Raw genomic sequence first — 21,350 nt, 5'->3', positions numbered from 1 at the left:
CAATCGCTCTGACCTGCGACGACATAACCGGCGGCGGGCTGGGCGGGGGCGTGGTGAGAATGGGGGCATGGCTGGTTCGGGTGAGCGGGCACGGCACTGGCAGTACGCGGAGCTGCCCGGTGTCGATCTGCTGCGGGCCCGGTACATCCACAAGACCTTCGTGCGGCACACGCACGAGAACTTCGTCATCGCCGCCATAGCCGAAGGCGTCGAGGTGTTCCACCACCGCGGTGCCGACGAGTACGCGGGCCCCGGCGCGCTCGCGCTGGTCAACCCGGACACCGCGCACACGGGCCGCGCGGGCGGGCCCGAGGGATGGCGGTACGGCGCCGTGTACCCCTCGCCGGAGGTCGTGGCCGAGATCGCCGCGGAGACCACGACGATCCGCGGTACCCCCGGCTTCATCAGCCCCGTGGTCGACGATCCGTACACCGTGAGCCTGGTGCATCAGGTGCTGCGAGCCGCCGACGAGGGCAACGCGCTGGCCGCCGACACCCTGCTGAGGGTCGCGGTGACCCGGCTGCTCAGGCTGAACGGCGGGTCGCTGCCGCGGCGAGACCCGCGGACGGCAGGCGCGCGGATCGCGGCACGCGCGCGTGCCGTACTGGAGGAGCGGATGGCCGAGCCACCGACTTTGGCGCGGCTGGCGGCCGAGTTCGGAACCAGTCCCTTCGCCCTGCTTCGGGCTTTCCGGGACGCTTACGGGATGCCGCCGCATGCCTGGCTCACCGATGCGCGCGTGCGGCGGGCGCGGCGTCTGCTGGACGCGGGTTCGACGCCCGCCGAGGTGGCCGTGGCGGTGGGATTCACCGATCAGCCTCACCTGAACCGCCACTTCAGCCGGATCGTGGGGGTCCCTCCGGGGGCGTACCGGCGTGAGCGCAAGAACGTACAAGACACACGGCAGGGGCTGCGCCTACTGTCCCCGGCGTGGCAGACCAGACAGCTCTCCCGGAGATACGCGCCGGAGCAGAAGACAGGGCCGACGCCGCCGTTGTCCGCGACGCCCTCGGAGTCGGGGTTGCCGTAGGACTGTCCGGGTTTGCCTTCGGGGTGACCTCGGCCGGCAGCGGGCTCACGCTCCCGCAGACCTGTGCGCTGAGCCTTCTGGTGTTCACCGGCGCGTCCCAGTTCGCCCTGGTGGGGGCACTGGCGGCGGGCGGGAACCCGCTCACGGCAGCCGCGGGTGCCTTCTTCCTCGGCGTGCGCAACGCCTTCTACGGGCTGCGGCTGTCTCAGTTGCTGGCCCTCCCGCGCGCGGTGCGGCCGTTCGCCGCCCAGTGGGTCATCGACGAGACGGCGGCCGTGGCGCTCGCGCAGCCGGCGCGACGCAGCGCCCGAATCGGCTTCGCCGTCACCGGACTGACCTTGTACGTGCTGTGGAACCTCACCACGCTGCTCGGCGCGCTGGGGGCCGAAGCCCTCGGCGACACGGACGCGTGGGGGATCGACGCGGCAGGGCCGGCCGTCTTCCTGGCCCTGCTCGCGCCGATGCTGAAGTCCACCACCGAGCGGGCCGTGGCCGCTCTCGCCGTCCTCCTGGGCCTTGGCCTACTGCCCGTCCTGCCCGCCGGAGTGCCGGTCCTGGCAGCCGCGCTTGCGGCACCGGTGGTGGTCTTCCTGGCGGGGCGGCGCAGGGGCACCGTACGCGACGAGGCGAAGGAGGAGACCCGTTGAACATCTGGATCGCGATCGCCGCGACTGCCGTCGGCTGCTACGCCGTCAAGCTCGCCGGACTGCTCGTGCCCGCGGGTGCCCTCGAGAGGCCGCTCGTCAGGCGTCTGGCAGCCCTGCTGCCCGTCGCCCTCCTCGCCGCCCTCACGGCGCAGCAGACCTTCGCCGACGGCCGTGCTCTGGTGCTGGACGCCAGGGCCGCCGGTCTCGCCGCGGCCGCTGTCGCACTGGTGCTGCGCGCTCCGTTCCTGTTGGTCGTCGCGGCGGCCGTGGTGGTGACGGCCGGGGTGCGCGCCGTGAGCGGGTGACCGGGCTCAGCCGATGGTCCGGCCGTACGCCCTGAGGGTGCGCAGTGCCTCGATCGTCACCATGGGGCGTGCCTCCAGTGCCGTGCCCGGTGCCCACTGGCGCCAGGTGATCGGCCAGCCGCCGTCCTCCTGCTGCCGGCTCGCCAAGTGGTCCAGGGAGCGTTCCATCTCCTCGTCCGTGAACCACGCGCGCGAGAGAGAGCCCGGGGTCCGGGCGTAGTCGTACGGGAAGTGATGCTCGCCCGGGGCGTAGTCGGGCGAGACCGGGAAGGCGTCGAGGCGCTCCGGGTCCAGTGCCGCGAGCCGGTGCTCGCGCACCAGGCGGCCGAGACGGTCGGCTGCCGCCTCCGCGCGCGGGCGGTCGGGCGCGGAATCCAGGAAGGCCACGGCCGCCTCGATCTCGTACGGATGGGACTGCTTCAGGGACTCGACCGTGTGCCAGCAGAAGTCCGTGGCCCGGAACAGCCAGGCGTGCCACACCTCGTTGCGGTGCAGCAGGCCGACCACCGGTCCGGTGGCCAGGAGTTCGCTGGGTGGGTCGTCGACGATCGGCACGAAGGGAGCGGTGGGGTAGCCGCGCTGGGCGGGCTGGACGGACGGCAGTGCGCCGTCCGGAGTGGAGACGGAGGTCAGATAGCGGCACACGCGCTCCACCCGCTGCCCGGAGCAGCGTCCGATGGAGTCCAGCACGCGCAGGGCGTGACCGGTGTGCAGGGGCTGGCTCACGGGGCCGCGCAGATCGGGTTCCAGCGCATGGCCGTACCCGCCGTCCTCGTTGCGATAGGCGTCGAGCGCGGTCTCCACAGGGTCGGGGCTGCCGTGCAGGAAGTGGTGGGCGAACAGGCGCTGTTCCAGTACGCGCGCGGTGAGCCAGACGAACTGCTCGGCGCGGAACAGCGGGGAGTGCGCCGGGGGCGTCGGGGGGAGTGGGGAAGCTCCGGATTCGGCCATGCGACAGACCGTAGGGCGCGACGCGGTCCTGGCGAGGGCTCCCGGCCGAGGCCCACCCTCAGGGGCGGGATACTGGAGTCATGCGGTTGACGGTCTTCTGGCAGCGGATGGCTGACCACTTCGGTCAGGGATACGCCGATACGTTCGCGCGCGACCACGTGATGGCGGAGCTCGGCGGGCGCACGGTGTACGGGGCGCTCGATGCCGGCTGGGAGGCCAAGGACGTGTGGCGCGTGGTTTGCGCGGTCATGAACGTGCCACAGGACAGGCGCTGACAGGTCACGAAGATCGCAGGACGGGGTTCGATTGTCGGTGCAGTGGGCGAGACTTGCTCTGTGGCACGCACTGACGAGACCGGCCAGGTCACCCCGCAGGCATCCCCGTTGGGCACGACGCCGCCCACCCGGCCTCCGGCCGGCGGCGCCGGGTCGAACGCCCGCATGCCGCGCTGGCTGCCGCGCGCCATGCTGCTCGCGCTTGCCCTCTTCGCCGTGTTCCAGCTGGGCAGTTGGGCCTTCCATGAGCTCACCGGCCTGCTGATCAACATCCTCATCGCGTTCTTCCTGGCCCTGGCCATCGAGCCCGCGGTGAGCTGGATGGCGGCGCGCGGGATGCGCAGGGGACTGGCCACGTTCCTCGTCTTCTTCACCGTGACGATCGTGGCCGCGGGCTTCGTCACGCTGCTCGGCTCGATGCTCGCGGAGCAGATCATCAAGATCGTCGAGGACTTCCCGAACTACCTCGACTCCGTGATCAACTGGATCAACACGCACTTTCACACCGATCTGAAGCGGGTGGACGTCCAGGAGGGCCTGCTCCGTTCCGACTGGCTGCGCAACTACGTGCAGAACAGCGCCACCGGCGTCCTGGATGTATCCACCCAGGTCCTGGGGGGCCTGTTCCAGCTGCTGACGATCGCACTGTTCTCGTTCTACTTCGCGGCGGACGGCCCCCGGCTGCGGCGCGCGATCTGCTCGGTGTTGCCTCCCGCCCGGCAGGCCGAGGTGCTGCGCGCGTGGGAGATCGCCGTCAACAAGACCGGTGGCTATCTGTACTCACGCGGCCTGATGGCGCTCGTCTCCGGAGTCGCGCACTACATCCTGCTCCAGATACTGGAGGTGCCGAACGCGCCCGTGCTCGCCGTGTGGGTGGGTCTGGTCTCGCAGTTCATCCCCACCATCGGCACCTATCTCGCGGGCGCCCTGCCGATGCTGATCGCCTTCACGGTCGATCCCTGGTACGCGCTGTGGGTGCTGATCTTCGTCGTGATCTACCAGCAGTTCGAGAACTACATGCTGCAGCCCAAGCTGACTTCGAAGACCGTCGACATCCACCCCGCGGTCGCTTTCGGCTCGGTCGTCGCCGGCACCGCCCTCCTCGGTGCCGTCGGCGCGCTGATCGCCATCCCGGCGGTCGCCACGCTGCAGGCGTTCCTCGGGGCCTATGTGAAGCGGTACGACGTCACGGACGACCCCCGTGTCCATGGGCATCGGAGAGGGCAGTCCGGGCCCGGCCTGTTCATGCGGGCGCGTGAGCTGTGGGCGGGCAGGTCCCGGACGAGCACTGACTCTCGCTCGAGCGCTGACTCCCAGGCAAGCGCTGACTCCCGGCCGGAGCGCTGAATCCCGGGCGGATCCGGTGGATTCGGGGCGTTGTCGGGCTGTGAACGTAGGCTCGGAGGTGTCACGTGGTGCGCTTGACACGAAAATCGAACATCCATTCTTATGGAAGCTCCGGCGAGGCTCTCGACGGGGATTTCCATCGGGTTTGGATGGAGAAGTGCCCGAGTTATCCACAGGCCGGACGGGCGTCGGGGCGCATTGTCAGTGGCAGGCGTTAGCGTCTTTGACGTGAAGCGATCGACTCAAGCAAACCGGGTGGAACCCATGGCAGGTACCGACCGCGAGAAGGCACTGGACGCCGCGCTCGCACAGATTGAACGGCAATTCGGCAAGGGCGCGGTGATGCGCCTGGGCGAGCGGCCGAACGAGCCCATCGAGGTCATCCCCACCGGGTCGACCGCGCTCGACGTCGCCCTAGGCGTCGGCGGCCTGCCGCGCGGCCGCGTGGTGGAGGTGTACGGACCGGAGTCCTCCGGTAAGACCACGCTGACCCTGCACGCGGTGGCGAACGCTCAGAAGGCGGGCGGCCAGGTCGCCTTCGTGGACGCGGAACACGCCCTCGACCCCGAGTACGCCAAGAAGCTCGGCGTCGACATCGACAACCTGATCCTCTCCCAGCCGGACAACGGCGAGCAGGCGCTGGAGATCGTGGACATGCTGGTCCGCTCCGGCGCCCTCGACCTGATCGTCATCGACTCCGTCGCCGCGCTCGTCCCGCGCGCGGAGATCGAGGGCGAGATGGGCGACAGCCACGTCGGTCTGCAGGCCCGTCTGATGAGCCAGGCGCTGCGGAAGATCACCAGTGCGCTCAACCAGTCGAAGACCACTGCGATCTTCATCAACCAGCTCCGCGAGAAGATCGGCGTGATGTTCGGCTCGCCGGAGACCACGACCGGTGGCCGGGCGCTGAAGTTCTACGCCTCGGTGCGGCTCGACATCCGTCGCATCGAGACACTGAAGGACGGCACCGACGCGGTCGGCAACCGCACTCGCGTCAAGGTCGTCAAGAACAAGGTCGCGCCGCCCTTCAAGCAGGCCGAGTTCGACATCCTCTACGGCCAGGGCATCAGCCGCGAGGGCGGCCTGATCGACATGGGTGTGGAGAACGGCTTCGTCCGCAAGGCCGGCGCCTGGTACACGTACGAGGGCGACCAGCTCGGCCAGGGCAAGGAGAACGCGCGCAACTTCCTCAAGGACAACCCCGACCTGGCCAACGAGATCGAGAAGAAGATCAAGGAGAAGCTGGGCGTCGGCGTACGCCCGGAGGAGTCGGCCGCCGAACCTGGCGCGGACGCCGCGGTCTCCGCCGCCGCTGCCGACGCCGCGAAGACGGCGCCCGCGCCGGCTGCCGCCAAGGTCACCAAGACCAAGGCCGCGACCGCCAAGAGCTGACGCCGTGACACGACGAACCGACTGGGCCGAGCACGTCTACCCGGACGCTCCGCGTGAGCGGCAGAGACCGGGTGACGGAGGCTCTTGCGCGGCGGACGACCGCGGGGACCGCGACGCGGCCGTGCTGTACGACCACGCGGAGCGGTACGGCTACGACCACGTGGAGCGGTACGGCACCGGCGGGGAGTACGGCGCCGAGCCGGGCGGTCGAGACTGGCCGGACGGGGGAGAGCGGCCGGACGGTGGTGCGGTGCCCGGCGCCGGTTCGGCGGGCGGTTCACGCCGCCGTGGCCGGTCTCGTCGCGCGGGCGGCGGGGATCGTGACGCGGGCAGTGGGGCTTGGGACGCGGGCAGTGGCGCTCGTGACGCGGATGGCGGGGTCCGCGACACGGGCGGCGGAGCTCGCGCCGGGGGCGGTGGACGCGGGCGCCGACGGCGTGGCCGTGGGGAGCCGTCCGGTGAGGACGAAGGCGCCTCCTCCTCGTCGAGGGCCGAGCGGGAGGAACCTTCAGGGGACCCGGTGGAGCGGGCGCGGGCGATCTGTCTGCGCCTGCTCACCGGGACCCCGCGCACGCGGAAGCAACTCGCGGACGCCCTGCGCAAGCGCGAGATCCCAGAGGATGCCGCCGAGGAGGTGCTGTCGCGGTTCGAGGAGGTCGGGCTGATCAATGACAGTGCGTTCGCGGACGCCTGGGTGGAGTCCCGGCACCACGGCAGGGGCCTGGCCCGGCGTGCCCTCGCCCAGGAGCTGCGGACCAAGGGCGTCGACTCCACACTGATCGACGCGGCCGTGTCGCAGCTCGACTCCGAGCAGGAAGAAGCGACCGCACGCGAACTCGTCGCCCGCAAACTGCGCGCCACCCGCGGCCTCGACCGCGACAAGCGACTCCGCCGCCTCGCGGGCATGCTCGCCCGCAAGGGCTACCCCGAGGGCATGGCCCTACGGGTGGTCCGGCAGGCGCTCGAAGAGGAGGGCGAGGACACGGAGTTCCTCCGCGATGAGGGGTTCTGAAGACGACGAGCTCTCAAGAAGCCGGGCTCTGAAGACGACGGCTCTGAAGACGACGGGTTCTGAAGGGGCTCTCCGCGGGGGAGGGCTCCTGGCACGTCGGCCCCGGACACGGTGGACGCGCGGGGGCGCCCATCGCGTCCAGGGCCGCACATGCCGTACCAACTCGCCGAGCGGTTCCGCGTGATGGACGGCATCGCATGTCGCTCAACCCCGCTGCGACGTCACCGGAAGCCCCGCATCCCGCCAAGCCTGGAAGCCGCCCACCAGATCAGTGGCCCGCCGCAACCCCAGCTGATGCAGGGATGCGACCGCCAGACTGGAGGCGTATCCCTCGTTGCACACCACGACCACACGCAGGTCATGGCTCGTGGCCTCGGGTGCCCGGTGGCTGCCCTGGGGATCGAGGCGCCACTCCAGTTCATTGCGTTCGACGACCAGCGCGCCCGGAATCAGACCGTCCCGCTCGCGCAGGGCCGCGTACCGGATGTCCACCAGCAGCGCCGCGCCGGCCTGGACGGCGTCGTAGGCGTCCTGCGGCTCGATGCGGTCGTAGCTCTCGCGGACCCGCTGCAGCAACTCGTCGATGCCGACCGGCCGTTCGCTCGTACTGCCGCCGCCGCTCACTGCCAGTCCTCAGGGCGCTCGACCTGCTCCAGGCGCAGGATCGGCCCGGTGCGGCTGTAACGGCGGATCTGTGGCAGGGGCGGGTAGTAGGCGTGGACGGAGATGGCGTGCCGGTCCGGCGACTCGTTGAGGACCTCGTGGACGTGGTGGTGGCCGAAGGAGCGGCCCTGGCCGGTCGGCAGTCGGCGCTCCCGGTCCACGTCCTCGCTGAGTTCCAGGGTCTTCCAGCCGTCGGTGGGGAGCCGGGCGGCGAGCGAGTTCTCCTTGAGCTCGCCGGCGGCGGTCAGGAAGGCACCGACCGAGTCGGCGTGGTCGTGCCAGCCGGTGCCTGTGCCGGGCGGCCAGCCGATCAGCCAGGCCTCACTGCCGCCGGGCCCCTCCAGACGCACCCAGGTGCGGCCTTCGGGGTCGAGGGGAAGCAAGGCGACCAACGCGGCGTCGGCCGCTGTGCGTCGTACGAAATTGAGAAGGTCCGCCTGGGTGGGCACCGTCGGCGCCGAGGCAGGGACAGAGCTGGAGACAGACACGTACACCGTCCTGATGAGCGTTCGCGGGAGCGCGCGGCTGCATTGCGGCGGCGCGCGCAGGTGAAGAGGGATGCGACTTCAGCAGGACCGGGTACATGTGCAGCCCGCATAGCGGACGAGGTCCATATGGACCCTCCGCCACAGGTGCACACACGTGTCGATCACGATGCGGAGTACACCATGTCGGCGTGGACCGGTCAACTCACCGTCATTATGTGGACAGGACGACGTCAGGGGTGCCGCTCAGCGCGACCCAGCCGTGGCCTCCGCTTCTGCCTCTGACTCCACGCTCGCTCGCGTCGGCCCGCCCAGTGTCGCCTCGGCCGCTGTGTACAGGTCGGCCGGGCGCACGCCGTTCAGGGCGGTGACCAGGTGTCCGTCGGGCCGCACCAGCAGTACCGTGTGCGCGGCCGCTCCCGGGTAGCTCTCCGTGACCAGCAGCTCGGCCGGGTGTGGCAGTGCGGTCACGGCCGCCGCCAGCCGGGGCATGATCCCGGCGGTCACCCAGTGCCGCCGCTCCCACACGCCCGTGCCCGGCGCGACCAGCACGACGAGCAGCGCGCCACGGCCGAGCCGGTCGCGTAGCCGTACGAAGGAGCCGTCCTCCGCGGTGACCCGCACGTCGGTGACCTGTGCGCCGGGCAGTGTGTCCACGACGGTCTCGCCCTCGAGAGGCCCGGGGGCGAGCGGTGAACGGTCGTATGCCCCCGTCGCGCCCAGTGCTCCCTGCCCCAGGTGGCCGTCGGTGAGCAGGCCGTCATGGCCCCGGGCCGATCCGGGGACGTACGACCGCAGCCCTCCGCCCCCGCGCACCAGGGGCAGGGCCTGGTCGGCGGCGCGCAGCCGGGCGGCGACGATGCCGCGCCGCTCGGCCTGGTAGCTGTCGAGCAGTGCCTCGTGCGGCCCGTGGTGCCAGGCCAGCGCCAGCTTCCAGGCGAGGTTGTCGGCGTCCCTCAGCCCTTCGTCCAGCCCCTGCGTGCCCAACGCGCCGAGCAGATGGGCGGCGTCCCCCGCGAGGAAGACCCGGCCCGCCCGCCACCGCCGGGCCAGGCGGTGGTGGACGATGTGGACTCCGGTGTCCAGCAGCTCGTACGGCGGTGTCGAACCGCCCGTCCAGCCCGCGAGCGTCTCCCTGACGTGGGCCACCAGCAGTTCCGGCGTGACCAGGTCCTTGCCGGGCGGCAGCAGCCAGTCCAGCCGCCAGACGCCGTCCGGCAGCGGGCGTCCGGTCACCTCCCCGCCCGAGGGCCCCGACGTCCGCCACGGCGGCATCCGATGGAGCAACGCTTCGTCGGGCCACGGAAGTTCCGCACGCAGCGCGGCCACGGCGTGTCGCTCCACCGCCGTACGGCCGGGGAAGCGGATGTCCTGGAGCTTGCGCACGGTCGAGCGCGGGCCGTCGCAGCCGACCAGATAACTGCCGCGCCACCACGTTCCCTTGGGGCCGCGGGTGTGGGCGGTGACGCCTGAAGGTTCCTGCTCGATGGTGTCGAGGCGGCTGTCCGTCGCGATGTCGACCAGCCGTTCGCCGGTGACGGCCGCGCGCAGGGAGGCCGTCAGTACGTGCTGTGCGATGTGCAGCGGGGCGGCCAGCCCTGTCTCGGTCTCGGTCTCGTCGAAAGTGACCGTCCGCATCACCTGCTTGCGGCGCATCGACCGCCATCCGGCCCAGCGGCAGCCCGCCTCGGCCGACGGGACGCCGGTGAGGCGCTCCATGAGGGCGGCGGTGTCCTCGCGCAGCACGACCGTGCGTGCGGGACGCGGCTCGTCCTTGCCCGGGCCCTCGTCCAGGACCACGGACGGCACTTCCTGACGCGCCAGCGCGAGCGCGAGCGTGAGCCCGACGGGCCCCGCCCCGACGATGATCACCGGGTCCACGGCGCGGCGCCCCCTGCCCGCAGTGGTGTCCTCAGGGACGTGGGTGAACAGGAAGTTGGAGCAGGGTGCACGATCACAGAACGTATGCAACCTATTGCTGGTGCTTGCGTCAAGTGACGGAGGCAGTGGCGATCATGCCACTGCCTCCGTACAGGTCATAGCACTTGACTGCTCATCAGGTCATGCCGATTGCCCTGTCCCGTAGGAGCCGCCGATCTCGGCCGCGTTGAGATCCTCGACCTTCTCGGCGCCGAGCACCGCACCCGTGCTCCGCTTGCTGCGCCGCAGCCGCTGCTCCAGCCAGCCCGCGAAGCTCGTCAGGATGAAGTTCAAGACGATGTAGATGGCCGCGACCACGATGAAGCTCGGGATGACGGTCGCGTAGAACGCCGCGAGTGTGCCGCGCGAGTTGAGCAGCTCGGTGAAGCCGATCATCACGCCACCCAGTGCGGTGTCCTTCACGATGACGACCAACTGGCTGACGATGGCCGGCAGCATCGCGGTGACGGCCTGCGGCAGCAGGACGCTGGTCATCGTCTGGCCCTTGCGCAGTCCGATCGCCTGGGCCGCCTCCGTCTGTCCCTTGGGCAGGGAGAGGATGCCGGCTTTGACGATCTCGGCGAGGACCGAGGCGTTGTAGAGCACCAGGCCCGTGACGACCGCGTACAGCGGACGGTCTTCGGTGCTGACGTCCGTGTAGCTGGAGTAGAACTGGTTGGCGAACAGCATCAGCAGCAGCACCGGGATCGCCCGGAAGAACTCGACCACCGCACCGGCCGGGATCCGTACCCACCGGTGGTCGGACAGGCGGGCGATGCCGAAGATCGCGCCCAGCGGGAGGGCGATGACCATGGAGAGTGCGGCGGCCTTCAGGGTGTTGGCGAGGCCGGGCAGCAGATACGTCGTCCAGGCTTCGGACTCGGTGAACGGCTCCCACAGGGCCCACTCCAGCTGGCCCTTGTCGTCCATCGTCTTGTAGATCCACCACACGAGCAGGGCGAGGAGGACGAAGAACACCACCGAGAGAATGATGTTGCGCCGCTTGGCCCGGGGGCCTGGAGCGTCGTAGAGGACCGAGGTCATCGCTTCACCGCCAGTCGCTTGCTCAGCCAGCCGAAGAAGAGGCCGGTGGGCAGGGTCAGAACCACGAATCCGAACGCGAAGACGACGCCGATGAGTACGACCTGCGCCTCGTTCTCGATCATTTCCTTCATCAGCAGGGCGGCCTCCGCCACACCGATCGAGGCTGCCACGGTGGTGTTCTTGGTCAGGGCGATCAGCACGTTGGCCAGCGGGCCGATCACCGAACGGAAGGCCTGGGGCAGCACGATGAACCAGAGGATCTGGCTGAAGCTCAGCCCGATGGCACGGGCCGCCTCGGCCTGTCCGACGGGCACGGTGTTGATGCCCGAGCGGATCGCCTCGCAGACGAAGGCCGCGGTGTAGGCGACGAAGCCGAGGATCGACAGCCGGAAGCTCAGGGCCTCGAAGTCGTCGGCGGCGCCCAGCGTCACCCTGAAGATGTCGGCAAGGCCGAGTGAGGCGAAGACGATGATGACCGTCAGCGGGATGTTCCGGACGATGTTCACGTACGCGGTGCCGAATCCGCGCATGAGCGGGACGGGGCTGACCCGCATGGCGGCCAGCACAGTGCCCCAGATCAGCGAGCCGATGGCGGAGAGGACGGTGAGTTGCACCGTCGTCCAGAACGCCCCTAGGACGTCGTAACCTTCAAGAAAATCGAACACGATCTCCCGCGCTTCCGGGTGTAGAGATGCCCGGGTGCGCCGCCCCGCCGGGCGGCGCACCTGTCAGGCGCTGCTTCAGCTCTTGATGTCGCCGATCTTCGGGGCGGGCTCGTTCTTGTAGTTCGCCGGGCCGAAGTTCTCCTTGACCGCGGTCTCCCAGGCGCCGTCGCTGACCATCTTCTCGAGGGCGGCGTTGATCTTGTTCACGGTCTCGGTGTCGCCCTTCTTGACGCCGATGCCGTAGTTCTCGTTGCTGAGCTTCAGGCCGGTCAGCTTGAACTGGCCCTTGTACTGCTCCTGCGCCGCGAAGCCCGCGAGGATCGAGTCGTCGGTGGTCACCGCGTCCACAGCGCCGCTCTGCAGACCGGCGATGCACTCCGAGTAGGTGCCGTACGAGCGCAGCTGGGCCTTCGGGGCGATCTCGTCCTTGACGTTCTGCGCCGAGGTCGAACCGGTCACCGAGCACAGCTTCTTGCCGTTGAGATCGGTGGCCTCGGTGATGTCCGAGTCGGACTTGATCAGCAGGTCCTGGTGGGCCAGCAGGTAGGGGCCGGCGAAGTCGACCTTCTGCTTGCGCTCGTCAGTGATCGAGTAGGTGGCCGCGATGAACTTCACGTCGCCGCGGTCCAGCGCGGTCTCACGGTCGGCGCTCTTGGTCTCGACGAACTCGATCTTGTCGGGCGCGTAGCCGAGTTCCTTCGCCACGTACGTGGCCACGTCGACGTCGAAGCCGGAGAAGTCGCCGCCGGCTTCCTTCAGGCCGAGACCGGGCTGGTCGTACTTGATGCCGACCTTGATCGTGCCGCCGCCGTCGGTGGCGCCCGATCCGGCATCGCTGTCCTTGTCGTCGCCCCCACAGGCCGTCGCGGTCAGGGAGAGGACGAGCGCAGCCGCGGCCGCTGCGGTGACCTTGCGGAGCTTCATGGTGAACATCCCTTGGTGTGATGAGGAGAATGCCGTTTGGTGCGGGTGACGCAGCTCGTCGCGCGGGCGCGACGGGTGGGGGTCAGTGGTGGAGGATCTTCGACAGGAAGTCCTTGGCACGGTCGCTGCGCGGGTTGCTGAAGAACTGGTCCGGCACAGCTTCTTCGACGATCTTGCCGTCGGACATGAAGACCACCCGGTTGGCGGCCGAACGGGCGAAGCCCATCTCATGGGTGACGACGATCATGGTCATGCCGTCGCGGGCGAGCTGCTGCATGACCTCGAGGACCTCGTTGATCATCTCAGGGTCGAGAGCCGACGTCGGCTCGTCGAAGAGCATGACCTTGGGGTCCATGGCGAGGGCGCGTGCGATGGCGACACGCTGTTGCTGGCCGCCGGAGAGCTGCGCGGGGTACTTGTCGGCCTGGTTGGCCACCCCGACCCGGTCGAGCAGCGCGCGGGCCTTCTCCTCGGCCTTCTTCTTGTCCGCCTTGCGGACCTTGATCTGGCCCAGCATCACGTTCTCGAGCACGGTCTTGTGCGCGAAGAGGTTGAAGGACTGGAAGACCATTCCGACGTCGGCGCGCAGGCGGGCGAGCTCCTTGCCCTCCGCGGGCAGCGGCTTGCCGTCGATGGCGATCGCACCGGAGTCGATCGTCTCGAGGCGGTTGATGGCGCGGCACAGGGTGGACTTCCCGGACCCGGAGGGCCCGATGACCACGACGACTTCGCCGCGGGCGATCGTCAGGTCGATGTCCTGGAGTACGTGCAACGCGCCGAAATGCTTGTTGACGCTCTTCAGGACGACCAGGTCGCCGGTTGCGGCCACATCTTCCTTGGCCACCGATACATTGGTCATCGCACTCAGGCTCCGTCCTCCTCGGTTTCCGGAGGACAGTAATAACCCTACGCGACCTGCGTCTCTACATCTGAGGGGAATCTGAGCATCACGATCCGATAGCAATCGGACACCTGTCGTAGCAGTTGTGACCTGGGCGGGTTGCTTCCGGGTAACGGATGCGCCGCGCAACCGGAACCCTCTTGACGCCGTCCTCATCCATCAGCGTGACTGCAACGTGCGCACGCGCGCGTGCCCGCGTTTTTCTACACACCGTCACCGTACGGCCGATGAACTGAAGGGAGCCGGGATGAGACTGCTCCTCGTCGAGGACGACAACCACGTCGCCGCCGCTCTGTCCGCGGTCCTGGCCAGGCACGGCTTCGACGTGACGCACGCCCGCAGCGGCGAGGAGGCTCTCCAGGCGCTCGTTCCCGAGGGCGCGGGTTTCGGTGTCGTACTGCTCGATCTGGGCCTGCCCGACCAGGACGGCTATGAGGTGTGCGGCAAGATCCGCAAGCGCACCAGCATCCCGGTGATCATGGTCACCGCGCGCTCGGACGTCCGCTCCCGTATCCACGGCCTCAACCTGGGCGCCGACGACTACGTGGTGAAGCCGTACGACACCGGAGAACTGCTCGCCCGTATCCACGCCGTCAGCCGGCGCACCGTCCACGAGGACGCCGCGGCCGGCGGCGAGAGCGTGCTGAAGCTGGGCTCCATGCACATCGACCTGCCCACGCGGCGGGTCAGTGTGGACGGTTCGGTTGTCCAACTGACCCGCAAGGAGTTCGACCTTCTCGCCCTGCTGGCCCAGCGCCCCGGGGTGGTCTTCCGGCGCGAGCAGATCATCAGCGAGGTATGGCGCACCAGCTGGGAGGGGACCGGGCGCACCCTGGAGGTGCATGTCGCGTCCTTGCGCGCAAAGCTGCGCATGCCGGCCCTGATCGAGACCGTGCGCGGCGTCGGCTACCGGCTCGTCGCCCCCACCTCGTAGCGGGCAAGGGTGCGCACTCGTCTCCTCCCGCTGCTCATCGTCCTGATGGCGGCCGTCCTGCTCGCCCTCGGCTTCCCGCTCGCCGTCAGCGTGGCCGGAGCCCAGCAGCAGAAGGTGGTCGTCGACCGGATCGACGACACGGCACGCTTCGCCGCCCTCGCCCAGTTCGTCACCGACGCGCCCAGCGGGCGGACCGGCACCACGGTCGTCGACGAACGCCAGGAGGTCCTCAAGCGCGAGCTGCTCAGCTACTACGAGGTCTACGGCATTCGTGCCGGTGTCTTCTACCGCAACGGCACCCCCATGGCCAGTGCGCCGACTAGTTGGGACCAGCCGGAAAAGGGCGAGGTGCGTGATGCCTTCGGTGAGGCGCTGCTCAGCCGCCGCAGCCACGACCCGCGGCAGGTGTGGCCCTGGCAGCAAAACCGGCTGGTCGTCGCGTCCCCGGTGATCAGGGACGGTGACGTCGTCGCCGTCGTCGTCACCGACTCGCCCACCGGGCAGATGCGTTCGCGGATCCTGCACGGCTGGCTGATCATCGGCGCGGGCGAGAGCGCCGCGATGCTGCTGGCGGTCGGCGCGGCACTACGACTCACCGGCTGGGTGCTCCGGCCGGTACGGGTCCTGGACTCCACGACCCACGCGATCGCGAGCGGCAGCCTGAAATCCCGGGTCGCGGTGGCGGGCGGGCCGCCGGAACTCCGCAGGCTGGCCCGGTCGTTCAACGAGATGGCGGACAACGTCGAGGGCGTCCTGGAGCAGCAGCGCGCCTTCGTCGCCGACGCCTCGCACCAGCTGCGCAACCCGCTCGCGGCGCTGCTGCTGCGGATCGAGCTCCTCGCCTTCGAGCTGCCCGAGGGCAATGAGGAGATCGCCTCCGTCCAGGCCGAGGGCAAGCGGCTGGCCCAGGTCCTGGACGACCTGCTCGACCTCGCCCTGGCCGAGCACGTCGAGGCGGACCTCAGGCTCACCGACATCGGCGAGCTGACCGCCGAGCGCGTCGCGGCCTGGTCGCCGACCGCCGAGGCCAAGGGCGTACGGCTGGTGGGGGACTGCCCGCCCACCACGGCCTGGGTCGACCCCGTCACCCTGTCCAGCGCGCTGGACGCGGTGATCGACAACGCGGTGAAGTTCACGCCGAAGGACGAGCGGGTGGAGGTGACCGTCACGGCCAACGGCGACACGGCGACCGTCGTGGTCACCGACAACGGCCCCGGCCTCACCGACGAGGAGCTGGCCCGTATCGGCGACCGCTTCTGGCGCAGTGGCCGCCACCAGAACATCAAGGGCTCCGGCCTCGGCCTGTCCATCACGCGTGCGCTGCTGGGGGCGGCCGGCGGCTCGATCTCGTTCGGCCATCACGAGCCGCAGGGGCTGACGGCGACGGTGACGGTGCCGAGGTCGGAACCGGTGTCCTAGCGGGTCCCGCCGATGGTGGGCCTACGGCTTGACGGACTGGTAATAGCGCCGCGCGCCATCATGCAGCGCCAGCGGGTCCGTGTAGATCGCGGTGCGTACGTCGACCAGCTGGGCCGAGTGGACGTGGTTGCCGATGCCGTCACGACTGTTGATCACGGTGCGGGTCAGCCAGTCGGTGAGCCGGGGATCCATGTCGGCCCGGGTGATCAGCAGGTTGGACACGGCCATCGTCGGCACGGCGTTGCCCTTCTGGATGCCGGGGTAGGCCGACTCCGGCATCTCGGTGGCGCGGTAGTACCGGGTGGCGCCGCCCTTGGCGTGCACCTTGGCGACGAGGTCGGCGTCGATCGGCACGAACCGGTAGGCCAGGCTCTTGGCAAGAGTCAGCAGGCCCTCCGTCGGCAGCCCACCCGACCAGAAGAAGGCATCGATCTCGCCCTTCTTGAGCCGGGCGGGCCCGGTGTCGATGCCGTCGGACAGCGGCGTGATGCCTTTCTCCGGGTCGATGCCGGCCGCCTCGAGCACGCGGTTGGAGATCAGCCGTACGCCTGAGTGAGCCGGCCCTATGGCGACCCGCTTGCCGCGCAGGTCCGCCACCGACTCGATGCCCGAGCCCGGACGGGCGACGAGCTGTACGTAGTCGTCGTACAGCCGCGCGACACCGCGCAGCTGGTCGGCGCCGGGCCTGCCGGCCAGGTCGTACGTCTCCACGGCGTCGGCTGCCGCGATCGTGAAGTCCGCCTTCCCGGTCGCCACGCGCGCGACGTTCTCCTGCGAGCCGTCGCTGGTCGTGAGCCGCACGTTCAGGTTCGGCATGTCCTTGTGCAGCTCCTTGCGCAGCAGCTTGCCGTACCTCTGGTAGACGCCCGCCGGCGTCCCGGTGCTGAACGTGATCGTCCCCCCGGGCGGATTCTCCCCGAGCGGCAGCAGCCACCACAGCAACAGCCCGAACGCGACAAACCCGGCAGCCGCGCCCTGCAGGGCCCGGCGCCTGCCGATACGGGGGAAGACCTGGGACATGCGGGCGATCCTGCCAGCAGGGATGCGGTGCTGACCAGCGCCGGGGTCACAGATGGGGCGATGCCGCCGCCCCGGGGGACTGTCAGTGGCGGTCGCTAAAGTTCCCTGCATGAGCTCTTCGCCCGCCGACCTGGTCCGTGCCTTCCATCGCGCCGTCGGGCTGGACATCCGCAGCACTCCGACCGCGGTGTCTCCCGAACTGGCCGCGCATCGGGGCGAGTTGCTCGCCGAGGAGGCCGCCGAAGTCGCCGAGGTCTCGGTCACCGGCCCGCTCGACCGGCTCGCGCACGAGCTGGCGGACGTGGTCTACGTGGCGTACGGCACGGCGCTCGTCCATGGGATCGACCTCGACGCGGTGATCGCCGAGATCCACCGCTCCAACATGAGCAAGCTGGGCCCCGAAGGCCACGTCGCCCGCAGAGCGGACGGCAAGGTCCTCAAGGGCGAGCACTACGAGGCACCGGACGTGTCGGGGGTACTGCGCCGCCAGGGGTGGGCGCCCGGCGCCGCGTGACGGCGGGGGCGCGCCGCTGTGCACGCCGGTGCTGCCTACGGCGTGGCCGCCAGCTCTTGTACTGACGATGCCCCGGCTGGATTGCCCCTTGTAGCCGCCGCCCCGCCCCCGCGCCCCGAGGAACCCCCGGCCCCAACCCCTCAGCGGCCCGTCCCCGTATCCAAGGCATCCGCCGCAGCCGTCACCCCCGGCGAATCCGTCGCCGTAGGCGGACTCTCCCGCGCGTCCCGGCGCTTGCGCCTACGGCCGCCCCACCACATGGCCACCGGCTCGGTGTAACGCGCGGTCAGTGGTCCGAGGACGACCAGGATCAGGACGTACGCCGTCGCCAGGGGGCCCAGGGACGGCTCGATGCCCGCGCTGACGGCCAGCCCGGCGATGACGATCGAGAACTCGCCGCGGGCCACCAGGGCGCCGCCCGTGCGCCAGCGGCCCTTGACGGAGATGCCGGCGCGCCGGGCCGCCCAATAGCCGGTGGCGATCTTCGTCGCGGCGGTGACGAGGGCGAGCGCGAGGGCGGGGAGCAGGACGGGCGGGATGCTGGCGGGGTCCGTATGCAGCCCGAAAAAGACGAAGAAGACGGCGGCGAACAGGTCACGCAACGGGCTGAGCAGAGTGTGCGCGCCCTCCGCGACCTCCCCGGACAGCGCGATGCCGACCAGGAACGCGCCCACGGCCGCGGAGACCTGAAGCTGCTGCGCCACGCCCGCGACCAGGATCGTCAGCCCGAGCACCACCAGCAGCAGCTTCTCGGGGTCGTCGCTCGACACGAACCGGGAGATCACCCGCCCGTACCGCACGGCCACGAACAGCACCAGCCCCGCAGCGCCCAGCGCGATCGCCAGCGTCACGCTGCCCGCCAGCAGCCCGGCCCCGGCCACCAGCGCGGTGACGATCGGCAGGTATACCGCCATCGCCAGGTCCTCCAGGACCAGCACGCTCAGGATGACCGGGGTCTCGCGGTTGCCGACCCTGCCCAGGTCGCCGAGTACCTTCGCGATCACCCCGGACGACGAGATCCAGGTGACACCGGCCAGCACGACGGCGGCCACCGGCCCCCAGCCCAGCAGCAGTGCGGCCAGGGCACCCGGCAGGGCGTTCAGGGCGCCATCGACCAGCCCGGCCGGGTAGTGGGACTTGAGGTTGGTGACCAGATCGCCGGCCGTGTACTCCAGGCCGAGCATCAACAGCAGCAGGATGACGCCGATTTCGGCACCGGTGGCGATGAACTCCTCGCTCGCGCCCAGCGGCAGCAGCCCTCCCTCGCCGAAGGCGAGCCCGGCGAGCAGGTACAGCGGGATGGGTGAGAGCCGGAAGCGGCCGGCGAACCGGCCGAGCAGGCCGAGGCCGAGGATGATGGAACCGAACTCGATGAGCAGGACCGCGGAATGCACCCGTTCACTCCCGCCCGAGTATCGCCGCGGCCGCGTCGACGCCCTCTCGGGTGCCGACGACGATGAGCGTGTCACCGCCCACGAGCCGGAAGTCCGGTGCCGGGGACGGGATCGCCTCGGCCCGCCGCAGCACCGCCACGACGGACGCGCCCGTCTCGGTCCGCATCCGGGTGTCGCCCAGCACCCGCCCGTTCCAGCGTGAGGTGGCGGCCACCTCGACCCGCTCGGCGACCAGCCCCAGGTCCGAGGTGTACAGCAGGCTCGCACTGTGGTGGGACGGCTTGAGCGCATCGATCAGCGAGCCCGCCTCGGCGCCGGTCAGCCGTAGCGACTGGGCGCAGGAGTCGGGGTCGTCGGCCCGGTACACGCTCACCGTGCGGGCGCCGTCGCGGTGTGCCACCACCGACAGATGGCGGTTCTCTCGCGTCATCAGGTCGTACTGGACCCCGATGCCCGGCAGCGGCGTGGCCCTCAGGCGTGGAGCGGACACGTTTCTTCTCTTCCTCTCGTCCCGGTTCTCTCGTCCGGGTCCTCTCGTCCGGGTTTTCTCGTCCCGGTTCTTTCTCTTGTCCCGGTGCCGGCCGGCTTGATCGGCTTCAGGCCGACGCCGCCATGCTGTCACTCGCGCATACGGTGGCGACATGGGTGTTGTGACGGATATACGTGGACGCGGGCGGTCGGCGAGTCTGGTACGGGCGCAGAAGTGCCGAAGGATCGGACGGAGCGGAGCCGGGAACGTGTCGCTGTTCTGGCGGATCTTCTCGCTCAACGCCGCCGGCCTGATCGTGGCCGCCGCCCTGCTGCTGGGTCCGGTCACCGTCTCGACCCCCGTCCAGCCCGCCGAGGCCCTCGTCGTCGCCGTCGGACTGGTCGTGCTGCTGGCCGCCAACGCCGTCGTCCTGCGCGTCGGGCTGGCCCCGCTCCAGCGGCTGGGCAGGGCCATGGCCACCGCCGACCTGCTGCGACCGGGCGCCCGTGCGGTGGTCGCCGGTCCGGCGGAAACGGCCGAGCTCATCACGACGTACAACACGATGCTCGACCGTCTGGAGGCCGAGCGCGCCGCCGGTGCCGCCCGTGCGCTGTCCGCGCAGGAACGTGAACGCCATCGCATCGCCCGGGAACTCCATGACGAGGTCGGCCAGACCCTGACCGCCGTGCTCCTCCAGCTCAAGCGCGTCGCCGACCGCGCCCCCGAGGACCTGCGCCCGGAGGTCGGCCAGGCCCAGGAGGCCACCCGCGCCGGTCTCGACGAGATCCGCCGCATAGCCCGCCGGCTGCGCCCGGGCGTCCTGGAAGAGCTGGGCCTGGCCAGCGCCCTGCGCTCACTGGCGACGGAGTTCACCGCGCACGGTCTCGCGGTGCGCCACCGCATTCCCGGCGACCTGCCCGCGCTGCCCGAGGAAGCGGAACTCGTCGTCTACCGCGTCGCCCAGGAGGCCCTCACCAACACCGCCCGGCACGCCGGAGCCGATCGCGCCGAGATCCGGTTCCGGCGGATCGCGGACGGCGTCGAACTCGTCGTGGGCGACAACGGCAAGGGCGTCGGTACGGCGGCGGAGGGCGCCGGGATCGGGGGCATGCGTGAGCGGGCGCTGCTGATCGGCGCGGACCTCGCCGTGCGGCCGGGGTCCGAGGGCCGCGGGACGGACGTACGCCTGTGCATACCGGCCGGAGGCCGCTGATGTCCGGACCGGATCAGGGCATCTCCGCGTCGGAACACGGGATTCCGGCATCGGGACATGGCATCTCCGCGTCGGAACAAGGAATTCCGGCATCGGGACACTGCATCTCGGCGTCGGAACACGGAATTCCCGCGTCGAAACCCGGCATCCCCGCGTCGGACGACCGCATCCGCGTCCTGCTCGCCGACGACCACACGCTCGTACGCCGTGGTGTGCGGCTGATCCTCGACGGCGAGGACGACCTGACGGTCGTGGCGGAGGCCGGCGACGGCGCCGAGGCGGTCGCGCGGGCACGTGACACCGAGGTGGATCTCGCCGTCCTGGACATCGCCATGCCCCGGATGACCGGCCTGCAGGCGGCCCGCGAACTATCGCGCCGCATGCCGGGGCTGCGGATCCTCATCCTCACGATGTACGACAGCGAGCAGTACTTCTTCGAGGCCCTCAAGGCGGGAGCCAGCGGCTATGTCCTGAAGTCCGTCGCCGACCGGGACCTGGTCGAGGCGTGCCGGGCGGCGATGCGCGACGAGCCGTTCGTCTACCCGGGCGCCGAACGGGCCCTCGTCCGCTCCTACCTGGACCGTCTGCACCGGGGCGACGACCTGCCCGCGCGGGCCGTCACCGACCGCGAGGAGGAGATCCTGAAGCTGGTCGCGGAGGGGCACACCTCCAAGGAGATCGGCGAACTCCTCTTCATCAGCGCGAAGACGGTTGAGCGGCACAGGGCCAATCTGCTGCAGAAGCTGGGGATGCGGGACCGGCTGGAACTGACGCGGTATGCGATACGGGCGGGGCTCATCGAGCCTTGAGGGCTCAGGTACGGACT

At 70.1% G+C, this 21,350-nt stretch carries 24 protein-coding genes; 12 read left to right on the top strand and 12 right to left on the bottom strand.

The window, feature by feature from the left end; translation table 11 throughout:
* The first annotated feature begins 67 nt into the window (after positions 1 to 67).
* The 3 genes from OG828_RS14510 to OG828_RS14500 are packed head-to-tail and all read left to right on the top strand — an operon-like array spanning position 68 to position 1,982.
* Positions 68 to 1,030, top strand: coding sequence for an AraC family transcriptional regulator (locus OG828_RS14510; RefSeq protein WP_328501366.1), 963 nt, complete (start codon positions 68 to 70; stop codon positions 1,028 to 1,030).
* The gene (locus tag OG828_RS14505; protein WP_328501365.1) at positions 931 to 1,677 is read left to right on the top strand and encodes an AzlC family ABC transporter permease; all 747 of its coding nucleotides are present in this window, start codon (positions 931 to 933) and stop codon (positions 1,675 to 1,677) included. Before OG828_RS14510 ends, OG828_RS14505 begins: the two co-directional genes overlap by 100 nt.
* Positions 1,674 to 1,982 carry an AzlD domain-containing protein gene (locus OG828_RS14500; RefSeq protein ID WP_328355482.1) on the top strand — a complete coding sequence of 103 codons (309 nt, stop codon included), beginning with the start codon at positions 1,674 to 1,676 and terminating at the stop codon, positions 1,980 to 1,982. The genes OG828_RS14505 and OG828_RS14500 overlap by 4 nt, the downstream gene beginning before the upstream one ends.
* 6 nt (positions 1,983 to 1,988) lie before the next feature.
* On the opposite strand, the gene OG828_RS14495 is transcribed toward OG828_RS14500, so the two are convergent.
* Positions 1,989 to 2,933 (bottom strand): hypothetical protein, encoded by a 945-nt coding sequence (locus OG828_RS14495; RefSeq protein ID WP_328501364.1) that lies wholly within the window; start codon positions 2,931 to 2,933, stop codon positions 1,989 to 1,991.
* An 80-nt stretch (positions 2,934 to 3,013) separates the two neighbouring features.
* On the opposite strand from OG828_RS14495, the gene OG828_RS14490 reads away from it, so the two are divergent.
* The 4 genes from OG828_RS14490 to recX all read left to right on the top strand — a co-directional run bounded on the left by OG828_RS14490 (position 3,014) and on the right by recX (position 6,959).
* Positions 3,014 to 3,208: a DUF3046 domain-containing protein gene (locus OG828_RS14490; RefSeq protein ID WP_210576824.1), complete on the top strand. Its 195-nt coding sequence runs from the start codon at positions 3,014 to 3,016 to the stop codon at positions 3,206 to 3,208.
* Between the two features lie 60 nt (positions 3,209 to 3,268).
* Positions 3,269 to 4,555, top strand: a complete 1,287-nt coding sequence (locus tag OG828_RS14485; protein ID WP_328501363.1) for an AI-2E family transporter — start codon at positions 3,269 to 3,271, stop codon at positions 4,553 to 4,555.
* A gap of 264 nt (positions 4,556 to 4,819) precedes the next feature.
* Positions 4,820 to 5,947, top strand: coding sequence for a recombinase RecA (gene recA / locus OG828_RS14480; RefSeq protein ID WP_328501362.1), 1,128 nt, complete (start codon positions 4,820 to 4,822; stop codon positions 5,945 to 5,947).
* A gap of 4 nt (positions 5,948 to 5,951) precedes the next feature.
* Positions 5,952 to 6,959, top strand: a complete 1,008-nt coding sequence (gene recX, locus OG828_RS14475; RefSeq protein ID WP_328501361.1) for a recombination regulator RecX — start codon at positions 5,952 to 5,954, stop codon at positions 6,957 to 6,959.
* A 204-nt stretch (positions 6,960 to 7,163) separates the two neighbouring features.
* Here recX and OG828_RS14470 read toward each other — a convergent pair whose 3' ends face one another.
* The 8 genes from OG828_RS14470 to OG828_RS14435 form a co-directional block, all read right to left on the bottom strand.
* Positions 7,164 to 7,583 (bottom strand): rhodanese-like domain-containing protein, encoded by a 420-nt coding sequence (locus tag OG828_RS14470; RefSeq protein ID WP_328438183.1) that lies wholly within the window; start codon positions 7,581 to 7,583, stop codon positions 7,164 to 7,166.
* Entirely contained in the window at positions 7,580 to 8,110 is a 531-nt protein-coding gene (locus OG828_RS14465) for a cysteine dioxygenase (protein ID WP_328501360.1), read from the bottom strand. Before OG828_RS14465 ends, OG828_RS14470 begins: the two co-directional genes overlap by 4 nt.
* 78 nt (positions 8,111 to 8,188) lie before the next feature.
* On the bottom strand, positions 8,189 to 8,236 hold the full coding sequence (locus tag OG828_RS14460) for a hypothetical protein (RefSeq protein WP_443062504.1): 48 nt from the start codon (positions 8,234 to 8,236) through the stop codon (positions 8,189 to 8,191).
* Between the two features lie 117 nt (positions 8,237 to 8,353).
* The gene (locus OG828_RS14455) at positions 8,354 to 9,988 is read right to left on the bottom strand and encodes an FAD-dependent monooxygenase (RefSeq protein ID WP_328438181.1); all 1,635 of its coding nucleotides are present in this window, start codon (positions 9,986 to 9,988) and stop codon (positions 8,354 to 8,356) included.
* Between the two features lie 180 nt (positions 9,989 to 10,168).
* Positions 10,169 to 11,071 (bottom strand): amino acid ABC transporter permease, encoded by a 903-nt coding sequence (locus OG828_RS14450; protein WP_328438180.1) that lies wholly within the window; start codon positions 11,069 to 11,071, stop codon positions 10,169 to 10,171.
* Positions 11,068 to 11,736 (bottom strand): amino acid ABC transporter permease, encoded by a 669-nt coding sequence (locus OG828_RS14445; RefSeq protein WP_328355452.1) that lies wholly within the window; start codon positions 11,734 to 11,736, stop codon positions 11,068 to 11,070. Before OG828_RS14445 ends, OG828_RS14450 begins: the two co-directional genes overlap by 4 nt.
* Positions 11,737 to 11,811: 75 nt before the next feature.
* Entirely contained in the window at positions 11,812 to 12,660 is an 849-nt protein-coding gene (locus tag OG828_RS14440; protein ID WP_328355449.1) for a glutamate ABC transporter substrate-binding protein, read from the bottom strand.
* Between the two features lie 82 nt (positions 12,661 to 12,742).
* Positions 12,743 to 13,519: an amino acid ABC transporter ATP-binding protein gene (locus tag OG828_RS14435; RefSeq protein WP_328501359.1), complete on the bottom strand. Its 777-nt coding sequence runs from the start codon at positions 13,517 to 13,519 to the stop codon at positions 12,743 to 12,745.
* 289 nt (positions 13,520 to 13,808) lie between these two features.
* Here OG828_RS14435 and OG828_RS14430 point away from each other — a divergent pair, with 289 nt between their 5' ends.
* Positions 13,809 to 14,495: a response regulator transcription factor gene (locus tag OG828_RS14430; protein WP_210576833.1), complete on the top strand. Its 687-nt coding sequence runs from the start codon at positions 13,809 to 13,811 to the stop codon at positions 14,493 to 14,495.
* 9 nt (positions 14,496 to 14,504) lie between these two features.
* Complete coding sequence (locus tag OG828_RS14425; RefSeq protein WP_328501358.1) at positions 14,505 to 15,914, top strand: sensor histidine kinase; 1,410 nt, start codon at positions 14,505 to 14,507, stop codon at positions 15,912 to 15,914.
* Between the two features lie 21 nt (positions 15,915 to 15,935).
* Here the strand turns inward: OG828_RS14425 and OG828_RS14420 are convergent, their stop codons facing one another.
* Entirely contained in the window at positions 15,936 to 16,934 is a 999-nt protein-coding gene (locus tag OG828_RS14420; RefSeq protein WP_328501357.1) for a TAXI family TRAP transporter solute-binding subunit, read from the bottom strand.
* A gap of 109 nt (positions 16,935 to 17,043) precedes the next feature.
* Between OG828_RS14420 and OG828_RS14415 the strand changes: the two genes are divergently transcribed.
* Positions 17,044 to 17,448 carry a MazG nucleotide pyrophosphohydrolase domain-containing protein gene (locus OG828_RS14415; protein ID WP_328355439.1) on the top strand — a complete coding sequence of 135 codons (405 nt, stop codon included), beginning with the start codon at positions 17,044 to 17,046 and terminating at the stop codon, positions 17,446 to 17,448.
* A gap of 140 nt (positions 17,449 to 17,588) precedes the next feature.
* Here the strand turns inward: OG828_RS14415 and OG828_RS14410 are convergent, their stop codons facing one another.
* Both OG828_RS14410 and OG828_RS14405 read right to left on the bottom strand, forming a co-directional pair.
* Complete coding sequence (locus OG828_RS14410; protein WP_328501356.1) at positions 17,589 to 18,842, bottom strand: cation:proton antiporter; 1,254 nt, start codon at positions 18,840 to 18,842, stop codon at positions 17,589 to 17,591.
* A 4-nt stretch (positions 18,843 to 18,846) separates the two neighbouring features.
* Positions 18,847 to 19,332 (bottom strand): TrkA C-terminal domain-containing protein, encoded by a 486-nt coding sequence (locus OG828_RS14405; protein ID WP_328438176.1) that lies wholly within the window; start codon positions 19,330 to 19,332, stop codon positions 18,847 to 18,849.
* 247 nt (positions 19,333 to 19,579) lie between these two features.
* On the opposite strand from OG828_RS14405, the gene OG828_RS14400 reads away from it, so the two are divergent.
* Both OG828_RS14400 and OG828_RS14395 read left to right on the top strand, forming a co-directional pair.
* Positions 19,580 to 20,524, top strand: coding sequence for a sensor histidine kinase (locus OG828_RS14400; protein ID WP_328501355.1), 945 nt, complete (start codon positions 19,580 to 19,582; stop codon positions 20,522 to 20,524).
* Entirely contained in the window at positions 20,524 to 21,333 is an 810-nt protein-coding gene (locus OG828_RS14395) for a response regulator transcription factor (protein WP_328501354.1), read from the top strand. Before OG828_RS14400 ends, OG828_RS14395 begins: the two co-directional genes overlap by 1 nt.
* Positions 21,334 to 21,350: the final 17 nt, after the last annotated feature.

Source organism: Streptomyces sp. NBC_00457 (genome assembly GCF_036014015.1).
GTDB lineage: Bacteria > Actinomycetota > Actinomycetes > Streptomycetales > Streptomycetaceae > Streptomyces.
Note: the sequence above shows the minus strand (reverse complement) of the source record. Positions and strands in the feature narration are given on the sequence as shown.

Excerpts from the sequence above, each read along its gene's own strand:
- OG828_RS14510 (WP_328501366.1), top strand. The coding sequence starts at position 68 with ATGGCTGGTTCGGGTGAGCGGGCACGGCACTGGCAGTACGCGGAGCTG.
- OG828_RS14495 (WP_328501364.1), bottom strand. The coding sequence starts at position 2,933 with ATGGCCGAATCCGGAGCTTCCCCACTCCCCCCGACGCCCCCGGCGCAC.
- OG828_RS14490 (WP_210576824.1), top strand. The coding sequence starts at position 3,014 with ATGCGGTTGACGGTCTTCTGGCAGCGGATGGCTGACCACTTCGGTCAG.
- recA (WP_328501362.1), top strand. The coding sequence starts at position 4,820 with ATGGCAGGTACCGACCGCGAGAAGGCACTGGACGCCGCGCTCGCACAG.
- OG828_RS14450 (WP_328438180.1), bottom strand. The coding sequence starts at position 11,071 with ATGACCTCGGTCCTCTACGACGCTCCAGGCCCCCGGGCCAAGCGGCGC.
- OG828_RS14440 (WP_328355449.1), bottom strand. The coding sequence starts at position 12,660 with ATGAAGCTCCGCAAGGTCACCGCAGCGGCCGCGGCTGCGCTCGTCCTC.
- OG828_RS14435 (WP_328501359.1), bottom strand. The coding sequence starts at position 13,519 with ATGACCAATGTATCGGTGGCCAAGGAAGATGTGGCCGCAACCGGCGAC.
- OG828_RS14430 (WP_210576833.1), top strand. The coding sequence starts at position 13,809 with ATGAGACTGCTCCTCGTCGAGGACGACAACCACGTCGCCGCCGCTCTG.
- OG828_RS14420 (WP_328501357.1), bottom strand. The coding sequence starts at position 16,934 with ATGTCCCAGGTCTTCCCCCGTATCGGCAGGCGCCGGGCCCTGCAGGGC.
- OG828_RS14415 (WP_328355439.1), top strand. The coding sequence starts at position 17,044 with ATGAGCTCTTCGCCCGCCGACCTGGTCCGTGCCTTCCATCGCGCCGTC.
- OG828_RS14395 (WP_328501354.1), top strand. The coding sequence starts at position 20,524 with ATGTCCGGACCGGATCAGGGCATCTCCGCGTCGGAACACGGGATTCCG.